At 66.4% G+C, this 24,329-nt stretch carries 22 protein-coding genes and 1 pseudogene; 14 read left to right on the top strand and 9 right to left on the bottom strand.

Annotation, left to right across the window (positions count from 1 at the left end):
• Nucleotides 1-5: 5 nt before the first annotated feature.
• Entirely contained in the window at nucleotides 6-1,163 is a 1,158-nt protein-coding gene (locus tag AB1I47_RS00180) for an alpha-hydroxy acid oxidase (protein ID WP_354681780.1), read from the top strand.
• 73 nt (nucleotides 1,164-1,236) lie between these two features.
• Complete coding sequence (locus tag AB1I47_RS00175) at nucleotides 1,237-1,845, top strand: PPC domain-containing DNA-binding protein (RefSeq protein ID WP_354681779.1); 609 nt, start codon at nucleotides 1,237-1,239, stop codon at nucleotides 1,843-1,845.
• 76 nt (nucleotides 1,846-1,921) lie between these two features.
• Here the strand turns inward: AB1I47_RS00175 and AB1I47_RS00170 are convergent, their stop codons facing one another.
• The 4 genes and pseudogenes from AB1I47_RS00170 to AB1I47_RS00155 form a co-directional block, all read right to left on the bottom strand.
• The gene (locus AB1I47_RS00170) at nucleotides 1,922-2,863 is read right to left on the bottom strand and encodes a cyclase family protein (protein WP_354681778.1); all 942 of its coding nucleotides are present in this window, start codon (nucleotides 2,861-2,863) and stop codon (nucleotides 1,922-1,924) included.
• A 20-nt stretch (nucleotides 2,864-2,883) separates the two neighbouring features.
• The gene (locus AB1I47_RS00165; protein ID WP_354681777.1) at nucleotides 2,884-3,999 is read right to left on the bottom strand and encodes an alkene reductase; all 1,116 of its coding nucleotides are present in this window, start codon (nucleotides 3,997-3,999) and stop codon (nucleotides 2,884-2,886) included.
• Nucleotides 4,000-4,079: 80 nt separating this feature from the next.
• The gene (gene dkgB / locus AB1I47_RS00160) at nucleotides 4,080-4,886 is read right to left on the bottom strand and encodes a 2,5-didehydrogluconate reductase DkgB (RefSeq protein ID WP_354681776.1); all 807 of its coding nucleotides are present in this window, start codon (nucleotides 4,884-4,886) and stop codon (nucleotides 4,080-4,082) included.
• A 370-nt stretch (nucleotides 4,887-5,256) separates the two neighbouring features.
• Nucleotides 5,257-5,478: pseudogene (locus AB1I47_RS00155) on the bottom strand (MFS transporter); the annotation flags it as partial.
• A 101-nt stretch (nucleotides 5,479-5,579) separates the two neighbouring features.
• On the opposite strand from AB1I47_RS00155, the gene AB1I47_RS00150 reads away from it, so the two are divergent.
• Entirely contained in the window at nucleotides 5,580-6,506 is a 927-nt protein-coding gene (locus tag AB1I47_RS00150; protein WP_354681775.1) for a LysR family transcriptional regulator, read from the top strand.
• Between the two features lie 85 nt (nucleotides 6,507-6,591).
• Here the strand turns inward: AB1I47_RS00150 and AB1I47_RS00145 are convergent, their stop codons facing one another.
• Together AB1I47_RS00145 and AB1I47_RS00140 are read right to left on the bottom strand one after the other, a co-directional pair.
• Nucleotides 6,592-7,467 (bottom strand): glycine betaine ABC transporter substrate-binding protein, encoded by an 876-nt coding sequence (locus AB1I47_RS00145; RefSeq protein WP_354681774.1) that lies wholly within the window; start codon nucleotides 7,465-7,467, stop codon nucleotides 6,592-6,594.
• Between the two features lie 233 nt (nucleotides 7,468-7,700).
• Nucleotides 7,701-8,603: a LysR family transcriptional regulator gene (locus AB1I47_RS00140; protein ID WP_354681773.1), complete on the bottom strand. Its 903-nt coding sequence runs from the start codon at nucleotides 8,601-8,603 to the stop codon at nucleotides 7,701-7,703.
• Between the two features lie 270 nt (nucleotides 8,604-8,873).
• Between AB1I47_RS00140 and AB1I47_RS00135 the strand changes: the two genes are divergently transcribed.
• The 10 genes from AB1I47_RS00135 to AB1I47_RS00090 all read left to right on the top strand — a co-directional run bounded on the left by AB1I47_RS00135 (nucleotide 8,874) and on the right by AB1I47_RS00090 (nucleotide 21,317).
• Nucleotides 8,874-11,906: a xanthine dehydrogenase family protein molybdopterin-binding subunit gene (locus AB1I47_RS00135; RefSeq protein WP_354681772.1), complete on the top strand. Its 3,033-nt coding sequence runs from the start codon at nucleotides 8,874-8,876 to the stop codon at nucleotides 11,904-11,906.
• Nucleotides 11,903-12,718, top strand: coding sequence for an FAD binding domain-containing protein (locus tag AB1I47_RS00130; RefSeq protein ID WP_354681771.1), 816 nt, complete (start codon nucleotides 11,903-11,905; stop codon nucleotides 12,716-12,718). The genes AB1I47_RS00135 and AB1I47_RS00130 overlap by 4 nt, the downstream gene beginning before the upstream one ends.
• On the top strand, nucleotides 12,715-13,287 hold the full coding sequence (locus AB1I47_RS00125; RefSeq protein ID WP_354681770.1) for a (2Fe-2S)-binding protein: 573 nt from the start codon (nucleotides 12,715-12,717) through the stop codon (nucleotides 13,285-13,287). The genes AB1I47_RS00130 and AB1I47_RS00125 overlap by 4 nt, the downstream gene beginning before the upstream one ends.
• Entirely contained in the window at nucleotides 13,280-14,833 is a 1,554-nt protein-coding gene (locus AB1I47_RS00120) for an AMP-binding protein (RefSeq protein WP_354681769.1), read from the top strand. Before AB1I47_RS00125 ends, AB1I47_RS00120 begins: the two co-directional genes overlap by 8 nt.
• A 4-nt stretch (nucleotides 14,834-14,837) precedes the next feature.
• A complete protein-coding gene (locus tag AB1I47_RS00115) occupies nucleotides 14,838-15,653 on the top strand; it encodes an enoyl-CoA hydratase/isomerase family protein (protein WP_354681768.1) in 816 nt (271 codons plus the stop codon).
• A 114-nt stretch (nucleotides 15,654-15,767) separates the two neighbouring features.
• Complete coding sequence (locus AB1I47_RS00110; protein WP_354681767.1) at nucleotides 15,768-17,129, top strand: MFS transporter; 1,362 nt, start codon at nucleotides 15,768-15,770, stop codon at nucleotides 17,127-17,129.
• 341 nt (nucleotides 17,130-17,470) lie between these two features.
• Nucleotides 17,471-17,932: a copper resistance protein CopQ gene (locus AB1I47_RS00105; RefSeq protein WP_354681766.1), complete on the top strand. Its 462-nt coding sequence runs from the start codon at nucleotides 17,471-17,473 to the stop codon at nucleotides 17,930-17,932.
• A 228-nt stretch (nucleotides 17,933-18,160) separates the two neighbouring features.
• Entirely contained in the window at nucleotides 18,161-19,270 is a 1,110-nt protein-coding gene (locus AB1I47_RS00100; protein ID WP_354681765.1) for an alkene reductase, read from the top strand.
• Nucleotides 19,267-20,160 (top strand): NAD-dependent epimerase/dehydratase family protein, encoded by an 894-nt coding sequence (locus AB1I47_RS00095; protein ID WP_354681764.1) that lies wholly within the window; start codon nucleotides 19,267-19,269, stop codon nucleotides 20,158-20,160. Before AB1I47_RS00100 ends, AB1I47_RS00095 begins: the two co-directional genes overlap by 4 nt.
• Complete coding sequence (locus AB1I47_RS00090) at nucleotides 20,157-21,317, top strand: MFS transporter (RefSeq protein WP_354681763.1); 1,161 nt, start codon at nucleotides 20,157-20,159, stop codon at nucleotides 21,315-21,317. Before AB1I47_RS00095 ends, AB1I47_RS00090 begins: the two co-directional genes overlap by 4 nt.
• Nucleotides 21,318-21,664: 347 nt before the next feature.
• On the opposite strand, the gene AB1I47_RS00085 is transcribed toward AB1I47_RS00090, so the two are convergent.
• Genes AB1I47_RS00085 through AB1I47_RS00075 form a run of 3 tightly spaced genes read right to left on the bottom strand, consistent with a single transcriptional unit; the run spans nucleotide 21,665 to nucleotide 23,264 of the window.
• Complete coding sequence (locus AB1I47_RS00085) at nucleotides 21,665-21,790, bottom strand: hypothetical protein (protein ID WP_354681762.1); 126 nt, start codon at nucleotides 21,788-21,790, stop codon at nucleotides 21,665-21,667.
• Complete coding sequence (locus AB1I47_RS00080; RefSeq protein WP_354681761.1) at nucleotides 21,787-22,212, bottom strand: SRPBCC family protein; 426 nt, start codon at nucleotides 22,210-22,212, stop codon at nucleotides 21,787-21,789. The genes AB1I47_RS00085 and AB1I47_RS00080 overlap by 4 nt, the downstream gene beginning before the upstream one ends.
• Nucleotides 22,213-22,244: 32 nt before the next feature.
• On the bottom strand, nucleotides 22,245-23,264 hold the full coding sequence (locus tag AB1I47_RS00075; RefSeq protein WP_354681760.1) for an aldo/keto reductase: 1,020 nt from the start codon (nucleotides 23,262-23,264) through the stop codon (nucleotides 22,245-22,247).
• 116 nt (nucleotides 23,265-23,380) lie between these two features.
• Between AB1I47_RS00075 and AB1I47_RS00070 the strand changes: the two genes are divergently transcribed.
• A complete protein-coding gene (locus AB1I47_RS00070; protein ID WP_354681759.1) occupies nucleotides 23,381-24,325 on the top strand; it encodes a LysR family transcriptional regulator in 945 nt (314 codons plus the stop codon).
• Nucleotides 24,326-24,329: the final 4 nt, after the last annotated feature.

Raw genomic sequence — 24,329 nt, 5'->3', positions numbered from 1 at the left:
ACACCATGTCGTCCATCAACGAGATCGAGGATCTGCGCCGGCTCGCCCGGCGGCGCGTGCCGCGCATGTTCTATGAGTACGCCGATTCGGGATCGTGGACCGAATCTACCTACCGCGCCAACCAGCATGAGTTCGGCCGCATCCTGCTGCGCCAGCGCGTGGCCGTGGATATCGACGAGCGCCGCATTGCCACGCAGATGCTGGGCCAGGAGGTGGCCATGCCGGTGGCAATCGCTCCGACCGGGCTGGCCGGCATGCAGCATGCCGACGGCGAGATCCTGGCCGCCCGCGCAGCGCGCGATTTCGGCGTGCCGTTCACGCTGTCGACCGTCAGCATCTGCTCGATCGAAGACGTGGCCGAGGCCACCGGCGGGCATCCGTTCTGGTTCCAGCTCTACGTGATGCGCGACCGCGCCTTCGTCGAGCGGCTGATGAACCGCGCCCGCGCCGCCGGCTGCCCTGCGCTGGTGCTGACGCTGGACCTGCCGGTCAGCGCGCAGCGCCACAAGGACCTGCGCAACGGCCTGTCGGCACCGCCGCGGCTGACGCCGTGGAACCTGCTCAACATGATGGGCAAGCCGAGCTGGTGCCTGGGCATGCTGAGCACGCGCCGGCGCACCTTCGGCAACATCATCGGGCATGTGCAGGGCGTCGACGACATGAGCTCGCTGGCCGACTGGTCCAGCCGCCAGTACGACCCGACGCTGAACTGGGACGACGTGGCATGGATCCGTCGCCGCTGGCCCGGCAAGCTGGTGCTCAAGGGCATCCAGGACGTCGAGGATGCGCACCTGGCGTGCCAGTCGGGAGCGGATGCGCTGATCGTGTCCAACCACGGCGGGCGCCAGCTCGACGGCGCGCCGGCGTCGATCTGCGCGCTGCCCGGCATCGCCGAGGCCGTGGGCGAGCGCATCGAAGTCCATATGGACGGCGGCATCCGCTCCGGGCAGGACGTGCTCAAGGCGGTCGCGCTCGGCGCCAGGGGCGTCTATATCGGCCGCTCGATGCTGTATGGCCTGGGCGCCATGGGCCAGGCCGGCGTGACGCGCGCGCTGGAGATCATCCGCAAGGAACTGGATCTGACCATGGCCTTCTGCGGCCACACCGACATCCGCGCGGTCGGCAAGGACATCCTGCTGCCGCCACATCCGCCCGCATCGTAATCCTCGTAGTCCTCGTAATCCGCGTGTGGTAGCCACAAACCCAACCACAAACAAACCAGTCAGGAGACAACCAATGATCCTTCGCACAACCCTGCGCGCCCGCCAGGCGCTCGCCATGCTCGCAACCGGCACCGCCTTCGGCGCCGCCGCCCTGGTGCCCGCGCCCGCCGCGGCGCAGCCGGCCCCGTCCGCCGAATGCAAGGCGGCGCTGGACGCCCGCGCCCAGAATGCCAACTATCCGCGCGACACCGTGCCGCGCTACATCAAGACCCCCACCGGCTACCTGCTGGTGCTGCGCATGGGCGACAACGTCTTCGAGCAGATCGAAGCCTTTGCAATCTGCGAGAAGGTGCCCAGCGCCAGCCTGTCCGCGATCGGCTTCGCCAATGTCACGTTCGGCTTCTGGGATGCAGGCAAGAAGCAATTCAACCCGCGCACCTTCCGCAACGTGGAGATGGCCAGCATCGTCGGCAGCCTGGCCTGGAAGGAAGGCAAGCCCTCGATCCATGCGCATGGCGTGGCGGGAGACAGCAGCTTCGATACCTACGGCGGCCATATCCTGTCGATGGAAGTCGGCACGGGCTCGCTGGAAGTGACGGTGACGGCCTATCCGCAGCAACTGGAACGCGGCATTGACCCCAAGATCGGCGCCAACGTGCTGGGATTGCGCGATAACCACTGATGAGACGCGGCGTTGGGGGCGGCCGAATGCCGGCCGGCCCCAACCCTATAATGTCCCTCGTTTCACCCTGGCGCCGTCACCGGATGGCTACCGGGTTGACGTTGACCTGCGTAGAGCCAACGTATAGTGGCTGGCCCAGCACGAACAGGAACTCCCAAGCCTTGTCGCGCACTAGAGCCCGGCTGTCGATCAGTTCCAGGTTGTAGATGCCGCGCTTCGCGAGCATGTACTGGTTGACCGGGAATTCCTCTTTGCCGCGCGGATTCGGATAGACCTCGGACGCCCACGTGTCCCCGCCAAATGCAACAATGCCTTGGTCGGCCAGCCACTGCGCGGCTTCCATTCCGATCCCGGGTTCTACCTCCAGGAACTGCTTGTTGTTCTTGCCGAGAAGCTCCAGCCACCCCGTATTGAACAGCACAACATCCCCTTTGCGCAGGGTCAGGCTCTCTTTCCTGAGAACGGCCTGGATGTCGGCGATGGTGAACTCGGTTCCCCCCGGGACAACTGCGTTGCCATAGTGCGCGGTCATGTCGAGCACCACGCCGCGGGTGACGATCGGCGGCACCTTCTCGACGCCGAGCTTCTTCACGCCATCGACGGCGACAAAGTCCGCAGCCCTGTTGCCGTTGTAATAGACGTTATCGATGCCAATGTGGCCGATGCCGTTGAGCTGCGTGCCGACACCCGTCCAGGCGTTAACGAGTTCGTCGTTGAAGGTGAACTTGTTGGGCCCCAGCGACTTTCCAGCCTGCTGGCCCACCTGCACGTTGTAGAGCCGGAAGCTGCGGTGGCGGAACGCGGGCAGGTCCTTGTCCACGGGCACGGCCAGCGGATACGTCTTGCCAGTCCTCACCAGCGTGACGGCCTGTCTGACCACATCGGAGGTCAGCAAATTTGCCGCACCGATTTCGTCGTTCGGGCCGTAGGCGGACGGGTACCAGTCCGCCGCGGAGGCAGCGTGCATGGCAAGTGGCAGCATGGCGGCCAATGCAAGTTTCGCAAGCGTTGTCTTCATCATCGATCTCCTAGTCCCTTTCAGGCTGCAGTTGCGGTGAGCGTTGGGTAATCGGTCAGACCTTGCGGACCGCCACCGAATAGCGTGTCGCGGTCATGCTCCGCTAGTGGCGCGCCAACGCGCAGGCGCTCAGGAAGGTCCGGATTCGCGACGAACGGACGCCCGAAGGCGACCAGATCGGCGTGGCCCGCGGCGATCGCTTCGCGCGCGCGCTCCGCGGTGTACTTGCCCGCATAGATCAGCACGCCAGGGAATGCTTCGCGCAGCTTGCGCTTGAATGCCGCCGGCATCAGCGGCGCATCGTCCCAGTCCGCTTCCGCGATGTGGAGGTAGCCGACGCCGAGTTCGCCGAGCAGCCCGGCCGCGGCAAGGTATGTCGTTTCCGGATCGTCATCGACGCAGCCGTTCAGGGTGGTCAGCGGCGCGAGACGGATGCCGACGCGCAACGCGTCGCCCGTGCCTTCGATCAGCGCCTGCGCGACTTCGCCGAGGAAACGCAAGCGGTTCTCCAGCGATCCGCCGTAGGCGTCCGTGCGCGTGTTGGCGTTCGAGTCGATGAACTGGTTCACGAGGTAGCCGTTGGCGCCATGAAGCTCGACGCCGTCGAAGCCGGAATCGATCGCGTTGCGGGCCGCAGCGCGATACTGGTCCACGACTTCGCGGATCTCGTCGACGGTGAGCGCGCGCGGGGCGGAGGCCTGGACGAATCCGGGCGTGCTGCCGTCCTCGCCGGCGATGAACACGTTTACGCCCTGCGCCTGGATCGGTGACGACGATACAGGCTGTTGTCCGGCAAGCAGGCTGGTATGGCTCAGCCGGCCAACGTGCCAGAGCTGCGCGAAGATGCGGCCGCCGGCGGCATGCACGGCGCCGGTCACCTTGCGCCATCCGGCCACCTGCGCGAGCGTGTGGATGCCGGGCGTCCATGCGTAGCCCTTGCCGAGCGGCGCGATGTAGGTGCCTTCGCTGACGATGAGTCCGGCACCCGCGCGCTGCGCGTAGTACGCGGCCATCAGGTCGTTAGCCTCATCGCCGGGCTGGCTGGCGCGCGAGCGCGTCATCGGCGGCATCACGATGCGGTTCGGCAGCGTCAGCCCGCCGAGTTGAAGCGATTGAAACAGCGGATCCTGGGTCATGGTGCTTGTCCTGTCGGATCCGCGGCCTGCGGGCCGCGGAGGATTCGAAGAAAGACGGATCGAGGAGGATGCCTGCGCGTTCAGTCCCACTGCGGCGCGAGGCCTTCGGGGCTGACTTGACGGCCGTTGCGCTCGAGCGCGGCGATCTGCGCCATATCGTCGTCGCTCAGGCGCAGCGTCTGCGCGATCAGGTTGCTGGCGAGGTTCTCGCGCCTGGTGGACGACGGGATCACCGAGTAGCCAAGCTGCAGCGCCCAGGCCAGCACGACCTGGGCCGGCGTCGCATGGTGCCGCTGCGCGATCGCGCCGATCACCGGGTCACCGAGGACCTTGCCGTACGCCAACGTCATGTACGACGTGACGTGGATGCCCTCGCGCTGCAGGAAGTCCACCAGCTTGCGGCCCTGCAGATAGGGGCTCAGCTCGATCTGGTTCGTCGCGATCGCGTCCTTGCCGACCGCGGCGATCGCCTGCTTTGTCAGTTCGATGTTGAAGTTTGAGATGCCGATTTGCCGCGTCAGGCCTTTTTCCTTCGCCTCGGCCAGCGCGGTCATGTATGCCTCGAGCGGTTCGCCGTTGCCGGGCGCCGGCCAGTGGATCAGGGTCAGATCGACGTAGTCCGTGCGCAGCTTTGCCAGGCTTTCCTCGAGACTGGGCACGAGCTTGTCCTTGGCGTAGTTGTCGACCCAGATCTTCGTCGTGAGGAACAGGTCGTCGCGGCGCACGCCGGAAGCGGCGATCGCCTCGCCCACGTCCGCTTCGTTGCCGTAGATCTGGGCGGTGTCGATCGCGCGGTAGCCGAGTTCGAGGCCGTTGCGGACCGAGTCGATGACAACCTGGCCTTGCAGGCGGAACGTGCCGAGGCCGAAAGCGGGGATATTGCGCATGGTGTGCTCCTTGGAAGGGACTGGTTTGATCTGCAGGAAATTCTGCCGGGGAATATTGATGAAATAAACGCCGTTACTGGACAAAACTATTTGATTTAAAATCAAGTATTGATGTCACTCGGAACCGGCTTTGACATCCGTTCAGAGGGCGCGCAGGCTGCCTTCAAGCCGATAGAAGTCCAGTGACAGCGCGGTGAAGAACGAACCAGGCCCGCGCGCTGATCGAGGGCGCCGCTCAACGCGGTCAGTGCTAAGGCACCGAGGGTCACGGTCGCGGCGATCCACGGAGTATGGCCAAGGCCGGCGTGCGCGACGATCAGCCCGCCGAGCGACGAGCCGCCCGCGACGCCCAGATTGAATGCGGCAATGGCAGCGCGGCGAGCAGCAGTTTGCGCGGCATCCGGCCGGTGAGCGCGGTTAGCACCGGCGCACCGCTCGCGACGCTGAGCGCATAAAGGCTGACGAGCAGGCCCGCGGAGGGCAGACTCACGCCGAGATTGGACGCGATCGTTGCAATCAGCCCGACGATCACGAACTCGGTCGTGCCGATGGAGAAGGCGCTGATGGTCAGCGCATGTAAGGCTAGTGGCATGATGGGCATCCGAGGTCCGGTGAGGATGGACCGCAGTTGCCCGCTATACTTTTGCACAAAAAGTGGTTTATAAACCAAACCGTCTTGATTTCATATCAACAATGAATATCACGCTCGACGAACTCCAAGCGTTTACGACCGTCGTCGACACCGGTTCGATCACGGCGGCCGCGCAGCAGCTGGACCTTACCGTATCGGCCGCCAGCCGCACGCTCGCGCGGCTCGAAGACAAGCTGAAGACCACGCTGCTGCGCCGGACCACGCGCCGCCTGGAGCTAACCGAGGAAGGCCGGGCATTCCTGCAGAATGCGCGGGCAATCATCGACTCGGTCGAAAGCGCCGAAGAGCAGATGCTCGCGCGGCGCGAGAAGCCGTCGGGGCGCCTGCGGATCGACGCCGCGACGCCGTTCATGCTGCACGTGATCTTGCCGCTCGTGCGAGGCTATCGCGAGCGCTATCCGCAGGTGGAACTGGAGCTGAACAGCAACGAAGGTATCATCGACCTGCTCGAGCGGCGCACCGACGTCGCGATCCGGATCGGGCGCCTGAAAGATTCGACGCTGCATAGCCGGCTGATCGGCAACAGCCGGGTGCGCATTCTCGCCAGTCCGGCATATCTCGACGCGCACGGCCAGCCTCGCAAGGTCGAGGATCTTGGCGGGCATGCGCTGCTCGGTTTCAATCAACCCGAGTCGCTGAACGTGTGGCCTATTCTTGGTGCGGATGGCGAGCCGTACCGGATCGCGCCGGCCGTGTGGTCGTCGAGCGGAGAGTCACTCAGGCAACTTGCGCTAGAAGGGGCAGGCATCGTCTGTCTGTCGGATTTCATGACCGCGCTGGATCGCGAGTCCGGGCGCCTCGTGCAGGTCCTTGCGCGCCACACGCAGGACGTGCGGCAGCCGGTGCATGCTGTCTATTACAGGAACACGGCTATTTCGTCGCGGATCGCGTCGTTCGTCGAGTATCTGCTCGAAATGCTCGGCAGTGGGAGCGGCGGGCGTGGGGTGTCGGCCTGGACGGATCGATAACCTCGCCGAATCTCAGGCCTGCCCCGCGGTCTCGACTCCTGCGTAGCGAAAAAGAGCGAAAGAAACCCAGGCACGAGCCGCGCGTTTAGGAGGCAAACCATGCGCGGACGATCTCCGGATTTGCCTTCATCCAGTCGCGCGCGACGGCCGCCGGCGGCTTCCGGTCGACAACGATCTGCCGTTCAAGCTCCGTCACGACTGGAATCCCCAGCTGGATCCGCGACAGCACGGTACGGGTGCGCGCGGGCCACGATTCCCAGACGGCCTTGCGGACCACCACCACCGCGCGGTCGGTGCCGAAGATCCCCGCGGGCTCGTCGAGCACGCGCACCGGGTAGAGCGCGTTAAGGTACTGCGGCTGCCACAACGGCATCACCATCCATTTGCCGGACGCCGTCGCGTCCGCAAGCCGCCTTGCCCATTCATCGGGTTTGCCCAGCTTCAACCGGTAGCCGGCGGATTCAAGGCCGTAGCGCTGCATGATTTCCGCTGATCCGACCATCAGGCCCGATCCCGGCCCCACGCCGACGATTTCCTTGTCCATACGGGCGATGACATCGGGCTTGTTCAGGTCATCTACCGAGCGCACCACCGATGCCGGCACATGGGCCGGTACCGCCCAGTACAGACGGGCCCCCTCGTAGAGCGTGGCCGCCTCTACCAGCTGGCTGGCAAGTGGTGACTGCAGCTTGCCATGCGCATGCGGCAGCCACGACGCGACAAGCATGTCGACCTCCCCCTTGCCAAGGCGATCGTAAATGGCCGGATGGTTGCCCTCGGTCACCTTGACGTCATGGCCAAGCTCCTCGAGCACGGCCTGTATCACGGCGCCCGTGGCCACGTAGAAGGTCAGGTTGATCTGGCCCATCGTGATGGGCACATCGGAGCGCGCATGGGCCGGGCCAAAGACGCAACAGAGGGCCAGTGCGACACCGAGAGATTTCCAGAGGCGTTTCAGCATTCGATTCTTCCTTTCACAAGCCATTGGAGGCGGGCCAGGTCGGCGTCTTGCACGCGCGGCACTCGCCGCGTGTCGTCGGACCGTGGCCTGAACAGTACAGAGGCCCAGGCCGATCCCGGTAATGAAAAAACTGGATTGACCGATAACGCCTGCGACAGCCGCACTGACCGCTGCGCGTCAGTGCTCAGGCGATCAACCCGCTCCACCGTTATGCCGCCCGTTACGTCACCCGGTTACGTCACCCCGCAAACCCGCCTGATTTCCTCGGCGACAATCGCGATCAGGGCCTCGGCCGCCGTGCTCAGCGGCCGTTGCGGATGGCTCACGCAAACCAGATGCCGCACGATGCGCGGCGCAATGATGGTATGCATCCGCAGCTGCCCAGCTTCCACGGCACGTTGCACCACGATGCGCGGCAGCACCGTGGCAAAGCGTGTCGCTTGCACGAACTGGACGATGGTGCCGAGGATGTCGATCTCGAACTTCGGCGCAAGGGTGACGTCCTGCGCCTGCGTCGCCGTGTCCAGCACCACGCGCAGGCCATGCCGCTTGGTCGGCAGCACCAGTTCCAGTCCTGGCAGTTTCGCCATCTCTACCAATTCGGGCAGTTCGGGGCCGTGTGCGACGCTGGTCACCAGCACCATTTCCTCGTCGTGCATCGGCTGCACCTGCAGCCCCAGGCGGCCGCGCTGGCGATGGACCACCGCCGCCTCAAGCTGGCCCGCGGAAACCAGGTCGATCAGTGCCGCACTGAAGCCGTCCGCCACGGATACCTCTACGTTCGGATAGCGCGCATTGAAGCGCGCCAGCGATCCCACCAGCACGCTCTCCGTCTCGGAGGCCACCATGCCAAGCGTGATGCGGCCGGCCATCTGCTCCTCGCGCTGCATCATCTGCTGCCGCGCGCTGTCCAGGTCGCGCACGATGGGCAGGAACAGCCGGTGCATCATCCGGCCGGCAGCAGTGGGCACCATGCCGTGCGGGATGCGATCGAACAGCTTCTGCCCGAATTCCTCTTCCAGCCGGGCGATCTGCATGCTGAGCGCCGGCTGCACGATATTCAGCCGCTTGGCCGCGCGCGTGACGGAGCCGTCCTCGAACAGCGCGATGAAGTACTGGATTTGCTTGAGGTCCATGGGCGGTTTGGTATCAATGACACTGACGTGCCGGCATCAACACTTGTGATGAGAGGCGCGGCGGCTCCCGGCGCAGAAACACGGGAGATTTAACCATCTTCTGCCCATCCAGGCTCCACCACGGATCGACATTTCTGCATCAGCAAAAATGATGACGCGTATCAGAAATCAATATTAGAAGTTATATCGCGATGTCACTAATCTCCGTTTGACGTTGCACGATCCCGCCCGCCTTCCGGGCCGGTTCCGTCGCATGGAACGGAGTCGCAAATGAAAAGATTCGATGCTGGCGAAACGACCGGCACGGTGGAGACACAGCAGACCCGGCCGGCGCCACATGTCGGCCGCCCGATGCCGCGCGTCGAGGATGCCGCCATCCTGACCGGGCGCGGCCGCTACGCCGACGACCTCGGCGTCAGGCCCGGCACCCTGCACGCCGCCATCCTCCGCTCGCCGCACGCGCACGCCGAACTCGGTGCCATCGACTGCGCCGCTGCGTTGCAGGCGCCGGGCGTGCGTGCGGTGCTGACGGGGGCCGACCTGCCCGCCTGGTCAAAGCCCTTCGTGGTGGGTGTGAAGGCGCCGATGGAGCAATGGGCACTGGCCATGGAGTGCGTGCGCTATGTGGGCGAACCGGTGGCCGTGGTGGTGGCCGAGAGCCGCGCGCTGGCGGAGGATGCGCTCGACCTCATGCGGGTGGAGTACCGCGTGTTGCCGCCGGTGGTGTCGATCGAGGCCGCCGTCGCCGAGGACGCGAGCGTGCTCCATCCCGGCCTCGGCAGCAACGTGGCCAGCGACCGCCATTTCCGCTATGGCGACCCCGAGGCCGCTTTTGCAGCGGCGCCGCACCACGTGGCGCTGACCGCCCATTACCCGCGCAACACCTGCACGCCGATCGAGTGCGGCGTGGTGGTTGCCGAACACTTGCCGGGCGACGAGGGCTACCAGGTCACTTCCAACTTCATGGGACCGTTCTCGCTGCACGCCGTGATGGCGATGGCGCTGCAGGTCCCGGCCAACCGCCTGCGCCATGTCGCGCCGCGCGACTCGGGCGGCAGCTTCGGCGTCAAGCAGGCGGTGTTCCCCTACGTGGTGCTGATGTGTCTCGCCTCGCGCAAGGCTGGCGCGCCCGTGAAGTGGGTGGAAGACCGGCTCGAGCACCTGAGCGCCGCCACTTCTGCTACGGCGCGGCTTTCCACCGTGGAAGCCGCGGTCGAGGCGGACGGTCGGATCGTTGCGCTCTCGTACGACCAGCTTGAGGACTGCGGCGGCTACCTGCGTGCGCCGGAGCCCGCCACCTTCTACCGCATGCATGGCCTGCTGACCGGTGCCTACGCGATTCCTAACCTGTTGGTGCGCAACCGCGTGGTGCTGACCAACAAGACGCCGACCGGCCTCGTGCGCGGTTTCGGCGGACCGCAGGTGTATTTCGCGCTCGAGCGGCTGGTGCAACGGATCGCGGTGGAGCTCGGCCTCGATCCGCTCGACGTCTACCGCCGCAACTTCGTGCCCGCGGATGCCTTTCCCTATCGCGCGGCGGCCGGCGCGCTGCTCGACTCCGGCAACTACCAGCTGGCGCTGTCGCGCGCGCTGGAAGCGGGCGGCTACGGGGAGCTGCAGCGCCGGCGCGACGCTGCGCGCGCCGAGGGAAGGCTATACGGCATCGGCTTTGCGGCCATCGTCGAGCCCTCGGTATCGAACATGGGCTACATCACCACCGCGGCGCCTGCCGAGGCGCGCCGCAAGGCAGGCCCGAAGAACGGCGCCATCGCCAGCGCCACAGTCAGCGTGGACCTGCTTGGCGGCGTGGTGGTGACCATCGCTTCCACGCCGGCGGGACAGGGCCACATGACCGTGTCGGCGCAGGTCGTGGCCGACGTGCTCGGCATCGAGCCGGGTGACGTCGTGGTCAACGTCGAATTCGACACGCACAAGGATGCCTGGTCCGTGGCGGCCGGCAACTACTCCAGCCGCTTCGCGGGCGCCGTGGCCGGCACCGTGCACCTGGCCGCCACGCGCGTACGCGACAAGCTGGCGCGCATCGTGGCCTCGCACCTGGGCTGCGACCCGGTTGAACTCGTCTTCGCGGACGGCCGCATCGTGCAACGGGGCGCGCCTGATACCGCGCTGCCGTTCTCACGTGCGGCCAGCAATGCGCCGCACTGGTCGCCACAGCTGTTGCCGGCTGGCGAGGAGCCCGGCCTGCGCGAAACCGTATTCTGGTCGCCCCCCAACCTCGACGCCCCGGACGAGCAGGACCGCATCAACACCTCCGCCTGCTACGGCTTCGCCTTCGATCTGTGCGGCGTGGAGATCGACCGCACCACCGGCCGCGTGCGAATTGACCGCTACGTGACCGCGCACGACGCCGGAAAGCTGCTGAACCCGGCGCTGGCCGACGGCCAGATCCGCGGCGCCTTCGCACAGGGGCTGGGCGCGGCGCTGATGGAGGAATTCCGCTACGGGCCGGACGGCAGCTTCCAGTCCGGCACGCTGGCGGACTACCTGCTGCCCACCACGTGCGAGGTGCCCGACCCGCTCATCGTCCATCTGGAGACGCCGAGCCCGTTCACGCCGCTCGGCGCCAAGGGGCTCGGCGAGGGCAACAACATGAGCACGCCGCCGTGCGTCGCCAACGCGGTGGCCGATGCCCTTGGCGTACGCGACATCCGCCTGCCGCTCACCCCCGCCAAGGTGATGGCGATGATCGGCTTCGACGACCCGCCGCCATCGCGTCCGGAACTGGCCGAGGCAGCAAGAGAGGCCTCGGCGAACGGCAAGAGCGGCGGCAAGGCCGGCAAGGCCCTCAGTGCGCGCGGAACGGTCGAACTGGACGCCACGCCTGAAGCCGTATTTGCCGTCCTGCTCGACCCGCAGGCGCTGGCCAGCGTCGTGCCGGGCTGCCACGCGCTCGTGCCCATCGGCGACAACCGCTATCGCGCCGACGTGACCGTTGGCGTGGGCATGATCAAGGCCCGCTACGAAGCCGAGATCGCGCTGTCCGACCTGGAGCCGCCGCGCCGGCTGCTGCTGGCTGGCGCCGGCCTGTCGTCGCTCGGCAGCGCGCGCGGCGCGGGCCTGGTTGAACTGGCCCCGCACGGCGCCGGCACCCGTCTCACGTACAACTACGAGGCCGAGGTGTCCGGCAAGGTCGCCGCGGTCGGTGGCCGCATGCTCGAAGGCGCGGCCAAGGTGGTATTGCGCCAGCTGTTCGAAGCGCTCGGCCGGCAGGCCGGGGGCAAGCCCGCGCGCAAGCCGGGCTGGATCGCGCGCCTGCTGGCGCTCCTTGGAGTCCGTCGATGAAACCCGCCGCCTTTGACTACCTGCGCGCCGAATCCGCGCAGCATGCGCTAGAAGCGCTGGCCCATGCCGGCGACGGTGCCCGCGTGCTGGCCGGTGGACAGTCGCTGATGGCCGTGCTGAACATGCGGCTCGCGCAGCCGCAATTGTTGGTCGACATCTCGCATACCCGTGACCTGGATACCGTGCGCGTGGAGGGCGGCCATCTGGTGGTGGGCGCTGCCGCCACGCAAGGCAGCGTGGAATGGCGCCCGTCATTGGCCGACGAGGTGCCCCTGCTCGCGCTCGCCTTCCCGCACATCTCGCATTTCCAGATCCGCAACCGCGGCACGGTGTGCGGCTCCATCGCCCACGCCGATCCGAGCGCCGAGCTGCCGCTGGTGCTCACTGCCCTCGGCGGCGAGGTGGTGCTGCGCTCGCTGCGCCGCCGCCGCGTGCTGCCGGCCGCCGAATTCTTCCGCGGCATGCTGATGACGGCGCGCGAGCCCGACGAGCTGGTGGAAGCGGTGCGCTTCCCCCTGCGGCGGCCCGGCGCGCGCTACGGCTTTACCGAGTTCTCCGCCCGCCATGGCGACTTCGCGCTGGTGGCGTGCGCCGCCATCGTCACGGACGACACCATTGCGTTGGCCGTGGGGGGCGTGGCCGACCGGGCGGTGCTGGAGACCTGGCCGCGCCTCCAGGGCAAGGCGCTGGCGGAAGCGATCAACGATTTCAGCTGGAAGCTGGGCGCGCAGGACGACGCCCATGTCAGCGCGCAGTACCGCCGCCACCTGGTGCGGCAACTGGGCATGCGCGCAATCGAGGAGGCAAAATGAGCAAGACCCTTAATGGCGCAGCTTCGGGTGCGCCCCCGGTGATGCGGCGCGACGAGCGCCACCGCGTCACCCTGACCCTGAACGGCACCGAACGCAGCGCCTCGTGCGCGCCACGCGAGCTGCTGTCCGACTTCCTGCGCCACGAACTCGGCGCCACCGGCACCCACGTCGGCTGCGAGCACGGCGTCTGCGGCGCGTGCACAGTGCGGGTGGACGGTGTCGCCGCGCGTTCCTGCCTGATGCTCGCGGTGCAGGCCAATGGCCGCGCCATCGATACCGTCGAAGGACTCGCCCCGCGCGAAGGCCTGAGCGATCTGCAGGAAGCCTTCCGCCGCCACCATGCGCTGCAGTGCGGCTTCTGCACTGCGGGCATCCTGATGTCGTGTGCCGACTACCTGGAGCGTGTACCCGAGCCGACCGAAGCGCAGGTGCGCGACATGCTGTCCGGCCACCTGTGTCGCTGTACCGGCTACACGCCGATCGTCGCTGCCGTGCTCGACGTGGCCGCCAGCCGCGCGCGCTCGCACCGGCATGCAGCACCGGTTGCCGAGGAGTGCTGCGATGCTTGACCTCGGCCGCACCTTCCTGCAGAGCGTGGAGCGCAGTCCCCACGACCCCGCCATCGTCGACGGTGACCTGCTGCTGACCTACGCGCAATGGCTCGCGCGCATCCGCAGCGTGGCCGCCGGCTTGCTTGACCTCGGCCTGCGGCCGGGCGACCGCGTGCTCGCCATCCTGCAGAACCGCTGGGAACTGGCCACGCTGCATTGGGCCTGCCAGTTCGCCGGCGTGGTCATCGTCCCACTGAACTGGCGCGCCAAGCCCGACGACCTGGACTACTGCGTGCGCGACGCTGGCGTCAAAGCGCTGGTGTTTGAACCGGTCAGCGCCGACGCTGTGCTGGACAGCCCCGCCGCGCAGGACATTCCCTGCATCGCGCTGGACGGCGCGCCCGGCGGCTCGCTGTCGTTCGACACCCTGCTCCGTGCCACGCCTCGGCGGGACACCACGTTGGCTGAAGCTGGCGACATTTCGCTCATGCTGTACACCTCCGGCACCACCGGCAAGCCGAAAGGCGTGCCGCGCCGCCACCGGCAGGAGCGCGCGGCCGCGCTGGCGCACGTCGCGCAGAACCTGTACCGGCGCGGCGAACGGACGCTGGGGGTGATGCCGCTGTACCACACGATGGGCGTGCGGTCCCTGCTGGCCATGGCGCTGGTGGACGGCCTCTTTGTCTGCGTGCGGCGCTGGAGCGCGTCGCAGGCGCTGCAGGCGATTGCCGGCCATCGAGTCAGCTGCCTCTACCTCGTGCCCACGCTCTACCATGACCTGCTGGCCGAGCCGGATTTCGACAGCATCGACGTTCGCACCGTTACCAAGCTCGGCTTCGCCGGGGCCGCCATGAACGATGGCCTGCTGACCCGTCTCGAGCAGGTGTTCTGCCCGGAGCTGTTCGTCAACCACTACGGCTCGTCCGAGGTGTACACCTTCAGCGTCGACCAGCATGCGGCGCGCAAACCCGGCAGTGCGGGCCGCGCCGGCCTCAACACGCGGCTGCGCGTGGCGCGGCTCGACGCGGCCTCGCCAGACGAGCTGGCCGCGCCTGGCGAGGAAGGCCAGATCATCGCCGACCTGCGCGGCGACGAGGCCTTCGAGGGCTACTGGAACCGCGACGACGCCAATGCCAAATCCCTGCGCGACGGCTGGTATTTCACCGGGGACATCGGCTACCTCGACGCAGACGGCGACCTGTTCGTCACCGGGCGGGTCGACGACATGATCATCAGCGGCGGCGAGAACATCTCGCCCGCCGATATCGAATCGGTGCTGTCCCTGCACCCCGCCGTGGACGAGGTGGCGGTAGCCGGCGTGCCCGACGCCCGCTGGGGCCAAAAGGTGGTGGCATTCGTCAAGCCGCGCGGCTGCGTCGACGCCGGGGCGCTCGACGACTATTGCCGCAGCTCCGACCTCGTCAACTTCAAACGACCGCGCGACTACGTGTTCGTGGCCGACATCCCGAAATCGCCGGTCGGCAAGATCCTGCGCCGCAAGCTGTCGGCGGGCGAATACAACGCGCTTTCCTCTCTTCCCCACAGCGACCCCATCAAGGAGTAACGACATGACCCAAGCCTTCGCATTGACCCATCCCGACCAGCAGCGCCTGCAGGACCTCGACGGCTTTTCCGTGGAGGTCGACCCGGCCCGCGAGCGCGCGGACATCATCCTGCATCGCCCGCCGTACAACGTGATCTCGATGGCGGCCCGCGACCAGTTGCGTGCCGTGTTCGAGGCGCTGGACGCCGATGACCGCGTGCGCGTCATCGTGCTGCGCGCGCAGGGCAAGCATTTCTCAAGCGGCGGCGACATCCGGGGCTTCCTGGAAGCGTCGCCGGAGCATGTGTCGAACCTCGCGTGGAACGTTGCAGCGCCGGCGCGCTGCGGCAAGCCGGTGATCGCGGCCAACCAGGGCTACTGCTTCGGCGTGGGCTTCGAACTGTCGCTGGCGTGCGACTTCCGCATCGCCACCCACTCCACGGAATACGCGTTGCCCGAGCAGAAGCTTGGCCAGATTCCTGGATCCGGCGGCTCGGCGCGGCTGCAGAAGATGGTGGGCGTGGGCCGCACCAAGGACATCGTCATGCGCTCGCGCCGCATCCCGGGGCGCCAGGCGTACGAGTGGGGCATCGCCGTGGACTGCGTGGCCGACGCCGAGCTCGAAGCCGCCACCGATGCGCTGGTCGACGAGCTGCGCGCTTTCTCCCCGCTGGCCCAGCGCACCGCCAAGAAGCTGCTCAACGACACCGAGGACGCACCGCTGTCGATCGCCATCGAACTGGAAGGGCACTGCTACAGCCGCCTGCGCAGCTCGGACGACTTCCGCGAGGGCGTGGAAGCGTTCCACGCGAAGCGCAATCCCGAATTCCGCGGCAGCTGAGCGCGGGCGCGGGCGGGGCTGACCCGCCTGCCAAGCCGGAGAGACGGACGCATCGACGATGGCCCCGGCGGGGCATCGCGGGGAACCGTTCATTCAAAAGATGAGGAGACAACGATGGAAGTGCTGGCAAATGACAAGGTGCCGACCAGCGGCGTGCAAGACGCGGCGTCCTTGGCCGCAAACAACCGGCAGGTGCTGGGCGCGGTGACGGCTTCGTGCATGGGATGGGCGCTCGACCTGTTCGACCTGTTTATCCTGCTGTTCGTGGCGCCGGTGATCGGCAAGCTGTTCTTTCCGTCCGAGCATGCGATGCTGTCGCTGGCGGCGGTGTACGCGTCGTTCGCGGTGACGCTGCTGATGCGCCCGCTCGGCTCGGCGATCTTCGGGGCCTACGCGGACCGGCACGGGCGCAAGGGTGCCATGGTGGTGGCCGTGACCGGCGTCGGCCTGTCGACGGCGGCGTTCGGGCTGCTGCCGACGGTGGCCCAGATCGGCCTCTTCGCGCCGGCGCTGTTCATCCTCCTGCGGCTGGTGCAGGGCGTGTTCGTCGGCGGCGTGGTCGCTTCGACGCATACCATTGGCACGGAATCGGTGCCGCCGTCGTGGCGCGGCGCGGTGTCCGGCCTGGTAGGCGGCGGCGGCGCGGGCATCGGCGCGCTGCTGGCGTCGATCACGTACATGGCAATGACGGCGCTGTTCCCAGGCGACGCCTTCGAGGTCTGGGGATGGCGCTGCATGTTCTTTGCCGGCATCGTCAGCTCGGTGCTGGGGCTGGTCATCTTCAACTCGCTGGAAGAGTCGCCGCTGTGGAAGCAGCTGCAGGCGGCAAAGGCCGCAAGCGGCCACGCCAAGCCGCAAGCCCATCCGCTGCGCACGCTGTTCTCGCGCGAGTATCGTGGCATCCTGCTGGTTAACATCCTGCTGACCGTGGGCGCAGGCAGCGCCTACTACCTGACTTCCGGATATCTCCCCACCTTTCTCAAGGTCGTGGTCAAGGCATCCCCCGGCGAGTCTTCGGCCATCCTGATGCTGAGCAGCCTCGGTGTGATCGTCGCATCGGTGGCAGCGGGGCATTTCAGCACGCTGGTAGGCCGCAAGCGCGCCTTCCTGCTGATCGGCGCGCTCAGCCTGGTGCTGATGCCGCTGCTCTACCAATGGATGCCGGCCGCGCCAACCGCCACCCTGCGCGGCGCCTATGCGGTGGCGCTCAGCATGCTAGGGTGCGCCGGCTTCGCGCCCATCCTCATTTTCCTGAACGAGAGGTTTCCCACCAGCATTCGCGCCTCCGGCACAGGATTGTCGTGGAACATCGGGTTCGCTCTCGGCGGGATGATGCCGACGCTGGCCTCGCTCGCCGCCGGCACACCCGCCGACCTGCCGGTGATCCTTGGTGTTTTCCTCGCGGCCGTCACGCTGGTCTATCTGGTTGGCGCAGCGGTTGTGCCGGAGACAATGGGCCGTCTCGTCGAAAAGTAGGCGGGCATCGCTGATCTGCCGGACTGGGACGGGGTTAGAGCGGGCGGCATCAGGCTTTCGTTGAGGCGCCGGCCCTCACCCCCGACCCCTAGCAAGCCGGCCCCAAGACCTACAAGGTCTTAAGTCTGACGTATTCCGTCTTGGACAGACATACCGCCCCTACCTAGACTCCAGTCACCCCCGGGGCAATGCCTGGATCCTTAACAGGGAAACCAGGCAGTTTTTTTGATCCACCAATCTATCTATCAGTAGATATATCGCTTAAAAGCTGCAATTCGATGACAGCCCCTGCGACCAAACCCAACGGTTGCCCGGCCGATCGGATTAAACAGGAGAGCAACATGCAAGCCAAGACCATCCTCACGGCCATCACATTGGCCGCCGCCCTGACAGTCGGCGTGGCCCACGCAGCCACCCAGCCGGAAACCGCCGGCAACGCGTTCCGCGTGAACACGCCTCGTGACGCCTACACGGACGGCGCCCGCATCGGCAACCGGGACGGCAATACCGATAGCGCAAGAATCACCAATCGGGATGGCTACATTGCCACCCGCAAGCTTGGCCCCTACTTGGACGGTGCGCGTGGCAATGACCGTCGCAACCCGTTCTACGATGGCGCCAACGCAGCCGAATCGCATCCCGACCTTAAAGTGGTAGCCGGACTCGACCGGACCGGTGTCTCGGCCAGTCCTGCGCGCAAGGCAGACCCGTACCTGGATGGTGCGCGCGGCAACAGCCCGCGCGATGCCTATTCAGACGGGGCTCGCACCGCCAATGGCGCCGGTGAGCACTTTTCGGCATAGGTGCCTGGCCATCGCGGGCACCGTGCTTATCTGGGCCGCGGCCTCGCATGCCGCGCTGCCCTCCTGGCACGACGGGCCCTGACATTTGATATGAAATCAAAAGTATTTGACGCATACACGGCTTAATCAACAAATATAAACCGCGCAAACTGCGGTCCATCGACGAACTTCCCGAGCCCGCGGCCAAGTACCCCAGTGGCCGCACCCCTCCCTGACCAAGGTCCACAAATGAGTCTACTGTTCAAGCCCTTCACCATGGGCGAGCGCCAGCTTGCTAACCGGATCGCCATGGCGCCGCTGACCCGTTCCCGGAATCCGGATGGTGTTCCGAACGATCTCAACGCGCTGTACTACAGCCAACGTGCTGACGCTGGCCTGATCGTGACTGAAGGGACGGTGATATCGCCCAGTGCACAGGGCTTCCTGTTCAACCCCGGCCTCTACACACCGCAACAGGTGCAAGGCTGGCGCAAGGTCACGGATGCCGTCCATGCGAAGCGAGGCACGATCTTCACCCAGCTCTGGCATGTCGGCCGTGTGAGCCATGTTTCGATCCAGCCCGGTGGCATTCAGCCCGTCAGTGCAACCGGCCAGACCGCGAAAGACACCAAGGCCTGGGGTTATACCGCCGACGGCACGCCGGGTGCGGTCGATGTGTCCGAGCCTCGCGCACTGACGACCGGCGAGGTCTATGGCGTGATCGCCGATTTTGCCGAGGCTGCCGCCAATGCAATGGAGGCCGGCTTTGACGGCGTGGAGCTGCACGGCGCCAATGGTTACCTGATCGAGCAGTTCCTGAACCCGACGGTGAACGATCGCACCGATGAATTCCGCGGAGACACCCTGGAAAGCCGCACCCGTTTCGCCTTGGCAGCCATCGACGCGGTCACGGCGCGGATCGGTTCGCAACGCACGGCCATCCGTTTGTCGCCTTATGGCGGCCTCGGCGACATGGCCGCCTACCCTGAGCTTGAGGACACCTATCTCCATCTTGCCGATGAACTCTCCAAGCGGAATATCGCTTACGTTCACCTGATGGATCAGAGCACGCGCGGCAGTTCGGCCACGCCGGGTGATTTCCTGGAAAAGTTCCGCCGTCGATTCAAGGGCGTGCTGATCCTGGCGGGCGGCATGACGCGCGCGCGCGCCGAGGATCTCATCGCCGATGGTCGGATCGACATTGCGGCATTCGGCGAGCCGTTCATTGCCAACCCCGACCTGGTCGCACGCCTTCAGAATGACTGGCCCCTTGCCACATCCATTCGCTCCCTCCACTACGGCGGTGGTGCCGAGGGCTACACGGACTATCCCGACTACGACGGCAGGGCCGCGGCATGAAGTTGTTCGTCACGGGCGCCAGCGGCTATATCGGCGGCTCGGTCGCCGCGGCACTCGCACGCAAAGGCCACACGGTACGGGGCCTGATCCGCAATCCCGCACGTGCCGATGAACTGCGCGCCTTCGGCATCGAGCCGGTAGTCGGCACACTCGACGACAGCGCACTGTTGGCGGTCGAAGCCGAAGCCGCCGACGCTGTCGTCAACGCGGCGGACAGCGATCATCGCGCAGCGGTGGAAGCGCTCCTGCAGGCGCTTGCCGGCTCGGGCAAGCGCCTGGTCCACACCAGCGGCACCAGTCTGGTCGGCGATGAAGCGTTGGGCGAGCCCTCCGACGCGATATTCTCCGAGGACACCGTGTTCGTGCCGGCGCCGGACAAAGTGCCCCGCTTCACCATCAACCAGCGCATCCAGGACGCAGGATCGGACGTCCATACGGTCGTGTTATGCAACAGCTTGGTCTATGGGAACCATCTCGGTCCCGCAGCGCAGAGCGTCCAGATCCCGGCACTGGTGGCGCTGGCCAAGGAAACGGGCGTTGCGCGCCATATCGGGCGTGGACTCAACCGCTGGTCCAACGTCCATATCGCCGATCTCGTCGACCTCTACCTGCTGGCCCTGGAACGGGCCCCGGCAGGCAGCTTCTATTTTGTCGAGAACGGTGAAGCCTCGCTCAAGGAAATCACCGATGCCATCGGCACGAGGCTCGATCTCGCCCCGGCGCAGGACTGGACCGCGAACGCGGCCATCGCCCATTGGGGGCGCCGCATGGCCGTATTCAGCCTTGGCTCCAATTGCCGCGTTCGCGCGGACAAGGCCAGAGACGAATTGGGCTGGACGCCTGTCCACGGCTCTGTCGCCGACTACATTCTGAAGGATCTGCCACGATGAAATCCAATACCGCACTGCTTGCGCTCGCCATCGGCGCATTCGGGATCGGTACCACTGAATTCGCGCCCATGGGGTTGCTCCCCGTGATCGCCGAAGGCGTCAACGTCAGCATCCCCACCGCGGGGATGCTGATTACCGCGTACGCGGTTGGCGTGATGGTCGGCGCACCGGTGATGACCCTGCTGTTCAGCCGCTTCGGCAAGCGCACCGCACTGATGGCATTGATGGCCATCTTCACCCTTGGCAACCTGCTGTCGGCGCTCGCGCCGGGTTACGCCACGCTGCTGGCATCGCGTTTGGTCACCAGTCTCAACCATGGCGCCTTCTTCGGCCTCGGCGCCGTGGTGGCCGCGAGCGTGGTGCCGAAGGACAAGCAGGCCAGCGCCGTGGCAACAATGTTCATGGGTCTGACCATCGCCAATATCGCTGGCGTGCCGGCGGCAACCTGGCTTGGCCAGCAGGTCGGCTGGCGCCTGGCGTTCGCCGGCACCGCTGTGCTGGGGCTGGTCGCCATTGCTGCGCTTTGGCTGGCGTTGCCGCAGGGCGAGAGCGGAACCCCGCTCAACGTGCGTCGGGAGCTGGCCGTGCTCACCCGCCCGCCTGTGTTGCTGGCGATGGCGACCACGGTCCTGGGCGCTGGCGCCATGTTCACGCTCTACACCTATATCGCGCCGGTGCTAGCCGATCTCACCGGCGCATCCGGCACCTTTGTCACACTATCGCTCGTCCTGATCGGCGTTGGCTTCACAGTCGGCAATCATGTAGGGGGACGGCTCGCGGACTGGTCGCTCGACGGCGCGACGAAGATCGTCCTCTCAGCGCTCGCCATCATCATGCTGGTGCTCCCCTTTGCCCTCTCCCACCACCTCACTGCGGCCCTTGCATTATTGGTCTGGGGAGCCGCGACCTTCGCCGTCGTGCCGTCGGTGCAGATGCGGGTGATGGAAGCCGCCGCGGAAGCACCAGGACTCGCCTCATCGATCAACGTCGGGGCGTTCAATCTCGGGAATGCCCTGGGCGCCGCACTCGGTGGCGGGGTCATCAGCCTAGACCTCGGCTATCGCGCAGTGCCGGTCGCTGGCGGCCTGCTGGCCGCAGCGGGATTCCTGATGGTGTGGCTCAGCAGGGCAGAAAGGCGCGCCCTGGCTGCTTTGTGAGCGCCGTGCGAGCGTCCACGCGCGTCGTTCCAATCCAGTGAAATGGCAAGCCTCCCGAGCCGGTGACGAACCTCGCTTGCCGGCCAGGGAGAACCTTGCTTCAGGCGCCAAGCCGCTGCCGGACAGTCATATGATTCATCCCGTTCTCCATGACGGCAGGCCCTGGCAAGCCGCACCGACCACGGCAGAGTCGCTCCCTTCTGCAGCTTCGCGCCGTCGACGCAAATCGGATTTCCATCGATAACGGTCTAATGAAGATTCCGTCGTCATGACACTGCACCCCGGTGCCTGAATTCCGGCTAATGGGGTGCAGCGACGCGGCGCGACGGCGTCGCCATCTCACAGAATTACTCGCCGTACTGGTACGACACGCGCCCTTCGCCAGGTACGCTGGTAGCGGCCTGCGCCTGCGCCGGCACAAGCGGGCCGATCATGGCCGCGAAGGCGATCGACAAGGCCAACAGGCGTTTCATGATGCGGCTGCGGCCAGCGTTGCTTCCAGTGCCTTGAGGCCATCCCGATAAATGCCCTCGAACAGCCGCGATGCATCGTCATCGCTCACGCCTGCCGGCCTGAACTGGCCAGACCATTCGACGCGCGAGGCCTGACCCCCGTCGATGCCGACCACGCGCAGCGTGGCGCGGTAGCCGGTGACCGGGAACGGCGCCTCCAGGATCGAGTAGGTGTAGCTGCGCGCGCTCTGGTCAAAGGCCTCGAGACGTTCGACGATGGCGTCGCCGTCCGGATTGACGAGGCGGCGCACGCGCCCGCCCTCGCTCAATTCGCTCTTGGGGATATACGGCAGCCAGTCGGGCAGCGAATCGAAGCCGCCAATCAGTTGCCAGACGCGGTCCGGTGCAACCGCCAGCGTGATCATTGCAGAAGCTTGTGCCATGGTGGACTCCTTGAATCGAATGTGGTCCTGGATCAGTTGCTGTCGCCAGGCAGCGGCGCGTTTGCCGCAACCAGGCGCTGCTCGCGCAGTTCGCGCCAGAAATCGGCAGGGATGACAGCCTTCAGCGCGGCGGTGTCCTCGGCGATGCGCTCGGGCCGGCTCGCACCCGGGATCACGGCGGCGACCGCCGGGTTGGCCAGCACGAACTGCAGCGCAGCGGCCTTGATGCCGACGCCGTGGCGTTGCGCGATCGCCTTGATGCGCTCGACCTTGTCGATGATCCCGGGCGGCGCCTTCTGGTATTCGAAGTGCGAGCCACCGGCCAGGATGCCCGAGCTGTACGGGCCGCCGACCACGATCTCAAGCTTGCGCTCCGCGGCCTTGGGCATCAGGCGCTGCAGCGCGCGCTCGTGGTCGAGCAGCGAATAGCGGCCCGCCAGCAGGAAGCCGTCGGGCTCTGCTTCGGTCAGGTCCAGCGTCAGTTCGATCGGCTCTACGCGGTTCACGCCCAAGCCCCAGGCCGTGATCACGCCCTCTTCGCGCAGTCGGGTCAGCACTCGGAAAGCGCCTTTGCGGGCGGTCTCGAAGTAAGCCAGCCATTCGTCGCCGTAGAAGTCCTGGGCGATGTCGTGGACCCAGACGATGTCGAGGCGGTCGGCCTTCATGCGCTTGAGGCTGTCCTCGATCGAGCGCAGCGTGGCATCCGCCGAGTAGTCGTTGACCAGCTTGTTCGGGCGGCCGGCGGCAAACAGGCCACTCTTCTCGCCCAGCGCCCGCGCGCTGGCGTCTTCGACTTCGTCCAGGATCAGGCGCCCGACCTTGGTGCTGAGCACGTATTCATCGCGCGGGCGCCGGGACAGCGCGTCGCCCAGCCGGATTTCGGCCAGGCCCGCGCCGTAGAACGGCGCGGTGTCGTAGTAGCGCACGCCTTGCGCCCAGGCCGCGTCCACAGTGGCCTGCGCCTCCGCTTCCGGGATGTCGCGGAACATATTGCCCAGCGGGGCGGTACCAAAGCCGAGCACGTTGCCGGCGAGAATGTCTTTGATGCTCATGACTGCTCCACAAGTTTAAGTTGGGGTGAAGGCAGTCTAGGGTTGCCAAGTTAAGTCTGTCCAAGACAGAATTGGCGAGACTTGATTCCTCAGAGGTCTGAAATTCAGGACTGGACATGCTAGATATCCGCCAACTTCACTATTTCGTGGCCGTGGCCGAAGACGAGCACGTCGGACGCGCGGCAGAACGGCTCCATATCTCCCAATCGCCACTTAGCCGGCAGATTGCCCAGCTCGAGGAAAAGCTCGGCCTGGTGCTGTTCGAGCGCTCCCAGCAACGCATCCGGCTCACGCGCGACGGCCGCACGTTCCTGGCCGAGACCCGCGCCTTCCTCACGCATGCCAACCGGCTCGAATCGCTGGCGCGCCGGCTCGGGCGCGGCGACGAAGGCGGTCTCTGCATCGGCTATCTGGAATACGCGATGCACTCGGGCATCCTGCCGAACGCCTTGCGCGCGCTGCGCCAGGACCGGCCCGCCGTGCACATCGCGCTGTACAACCAGCAGTCAGGCGCCCAACTCGAAGGGCTGCGCCAGCGCAGCCTGGATATCGCACTCGTGTGCGAGCCGCCGGCGCGCGACGATCCGGATCTCGAGGCCGCACAGGTGCTCAATGACCCGATGCTGCTGGCGCTGCCTGAGGGGCACCCGCTTGCCAGGGCGGAGCAGCTTAGCCCGGACGACCTGGCTGCGCAGAAGTGGATCGGCGTGATGCACCAGGAAACCGCGCTGCGGCATGACACGTTCATCGCCGCTTGCGCCAGGGCCGGCTTCACGCCAACGATCACGATGGAGGCGACCGAACCGCTGGCCGCCCTGGGACTCGTGGCCGCGGGACTCGGCGTGACCACGATCCAGCAAAGCCTGCGCCACCAGGCACCGGCGGGCGTGGTGCTGCACGAGCTATCGTGGTTCAGCTACCGTACGCCCTTGTGGGCGGCGTGGCACAGGGTCAACCTGCGACCGCTGGTGGAGATCTTCCGTAAGACGTTGCTGCAGGCGAGCGGCGTGGTGCCGGAGATCGCAACGGCGCAGGCGGGCCGACGCGCCGTCGCTCCCTGAGATG

The organism is Cupriavidus necator (assembly GCF_040578825.1).
Classification (GTDB): domain Bacteria; phylum Pseudomonadota; class Gammaproteobacteria; order Burkholderiales; family Burkholderiaceae; genus Cupriavidus; species Cupriavidus necator_E.
The sequence above is the reverse complement of the archived record's forward strand: the minus strand, read 5'-3'. Positions and strand labels throughout refer to the sequence as shown.

Coding starts and splice junctions, on each gene's coding strand:
- AB1I47_RS00135 (WP_354681772.1), top strand. CDS start 8,874: ATGAAAAGATTCGATGCTGGCGAAACGACCGGCACGGTGGAGACACAG.
- AB1I47_RS00165 (WP_354681777.1), bottom strand. CDS start 3,999: ATGACCCAGGATCCGCTGTTTCAATCGCTTCAACTCGGCGGGCTGACG.
- dkgB (WP_354681776.1), bottom strand. CDS start 4,886: ATGCGCAATATCCCCGCTTTCGGCCTCGGCACGTTCCGCCTGCAAGGC.
- AB1I47_RS00095 (WP_354681764.1), top strand. CDS start 19,267: ATGAAGTTGTTCGTCACGGGCGCCAGCGGCTATATCGGCGGCTCGGTC.
- AB1I47_RS00115 (WP_354681768.1), top strand. CDS start 14,838: ATGACCCAAGCCTTCGCATTGACCCATCCCGACCAGCAGCGCCTGCAG.
- AB1I47_RS00150 (WP_354681775.1), top strand. CDS start 5,580: ATGAATATCACGCTCGACGAACTCCAAGCGTTTACGACCGTCGTCGAC.
- AB1I47_RS00170 (WP_354681778.1), bottom strand. CDS start 2,863: ATGAAGACAACGCTTGCGAAACTTGCATTGGCCGCCATGCTGCCACTT.
- AB1I47_RS00180 (WP_354681780.1), top strand. CDS start 6: ATGTCGTCCATCAACGAGATCGAGGATCTGCGCCGGCTCGCCCGGCGG.
- AB1I47_RS00140 (WP_354681773.1), bottom strand. CDS start 8,603: ATGGACCTCAAGCAAATCCAGTACTTCATCGCGCTGTTCGAGGACGGC.
- AB1I47_RS00090 (WP_354681763.1), top strand. CDS start 20,157: ATGAAATCCAATACCGCACTGCTTGCGCTCGCCATCGGCGCATTCGGG.
- AB1I47_RS00120 (WP_354681769.1), top strand. CDS start 13,280: ATGCTTGACCTCGGCCGCACCTTCCTGCAGAGCGTGGAGCGCAGTCCC.
- AB1I47_RS00130 (WP_354681771.1), top strand. CDS start 11,903: ATGAAACCCGCCGCCTTTGACTACCTGCGCGCCGAATCCGCGCAGCAT.
- AB1I47_RS00105 (WP_354681766.1), top strand. CDS start 17,471: ATGCAAGCCAAGACCATCCTCACGGCCATCACATTGGCCGCCGCCCTG.
- AB1I47_RS00100 (WP_354681765.1), top strand. CDS start 18,161: ATGAGTCTACTGTTCAAGCCCTTCACCATGGGCGAGCGCCAGCTTGCT.
- AB1I47_RS00145 (WP_354681774.1), bottom strand. CDS start 7,467: ATGCTGAAACGCCTCTGGAAATCTCTCGGTGTCGCACTGGCCCTCTGT.
- AB1I47_RS00125 (WP_354681770.1), top strand. CDS start 12,715: ATGAGCAAGACCCTTAATGGCGCAGCTTCGGGTGCGCCCCCGGTGATG.
- AB1I47_RS00085 (WP_354681762.1), bottom strand. CDS start 21,790: ATGAAACGCCTGTTGGCCTTGTCGATCGCCTTCGCGGCCATGATCGGC.
- AB1I47_RS00070 (WP_354681759.1), top strand. CDS start 23,381: ATGCTAGATATCCGCCAACTTCACTATTTCGTGGCCGTGGCCGAAGAC.
- AB1I47_RS00175 (WP_354681779.1), top strand. CDS start 1,237: ATGATCCTTCGCACAACCCTGCGCGCCCGCCAGGCGCTCGCCATGCTC.
- AB1I47_RS00075 (WP_354681760.1), bottom strand. CDS start 23,264: ATGAGCATCAAAGACATTCTCGCCGGCAACGTGCTCGGCTTTGGTACC.
- AB1I47_RS00080 (WP_354681761.1), bottom strand. CDS start 22,212: ATGGCACAAGCTTCTGCAATGATCACGCTGGCGGTTGCACCGGACCGC.
- AB1I47_RS00110 (WP_354681767.1), top strand. CDS start 15,768: ATGGAAGTGCTGGCAAATGACAAGGTGCCGACCAGCGGCGTGCAAGAC.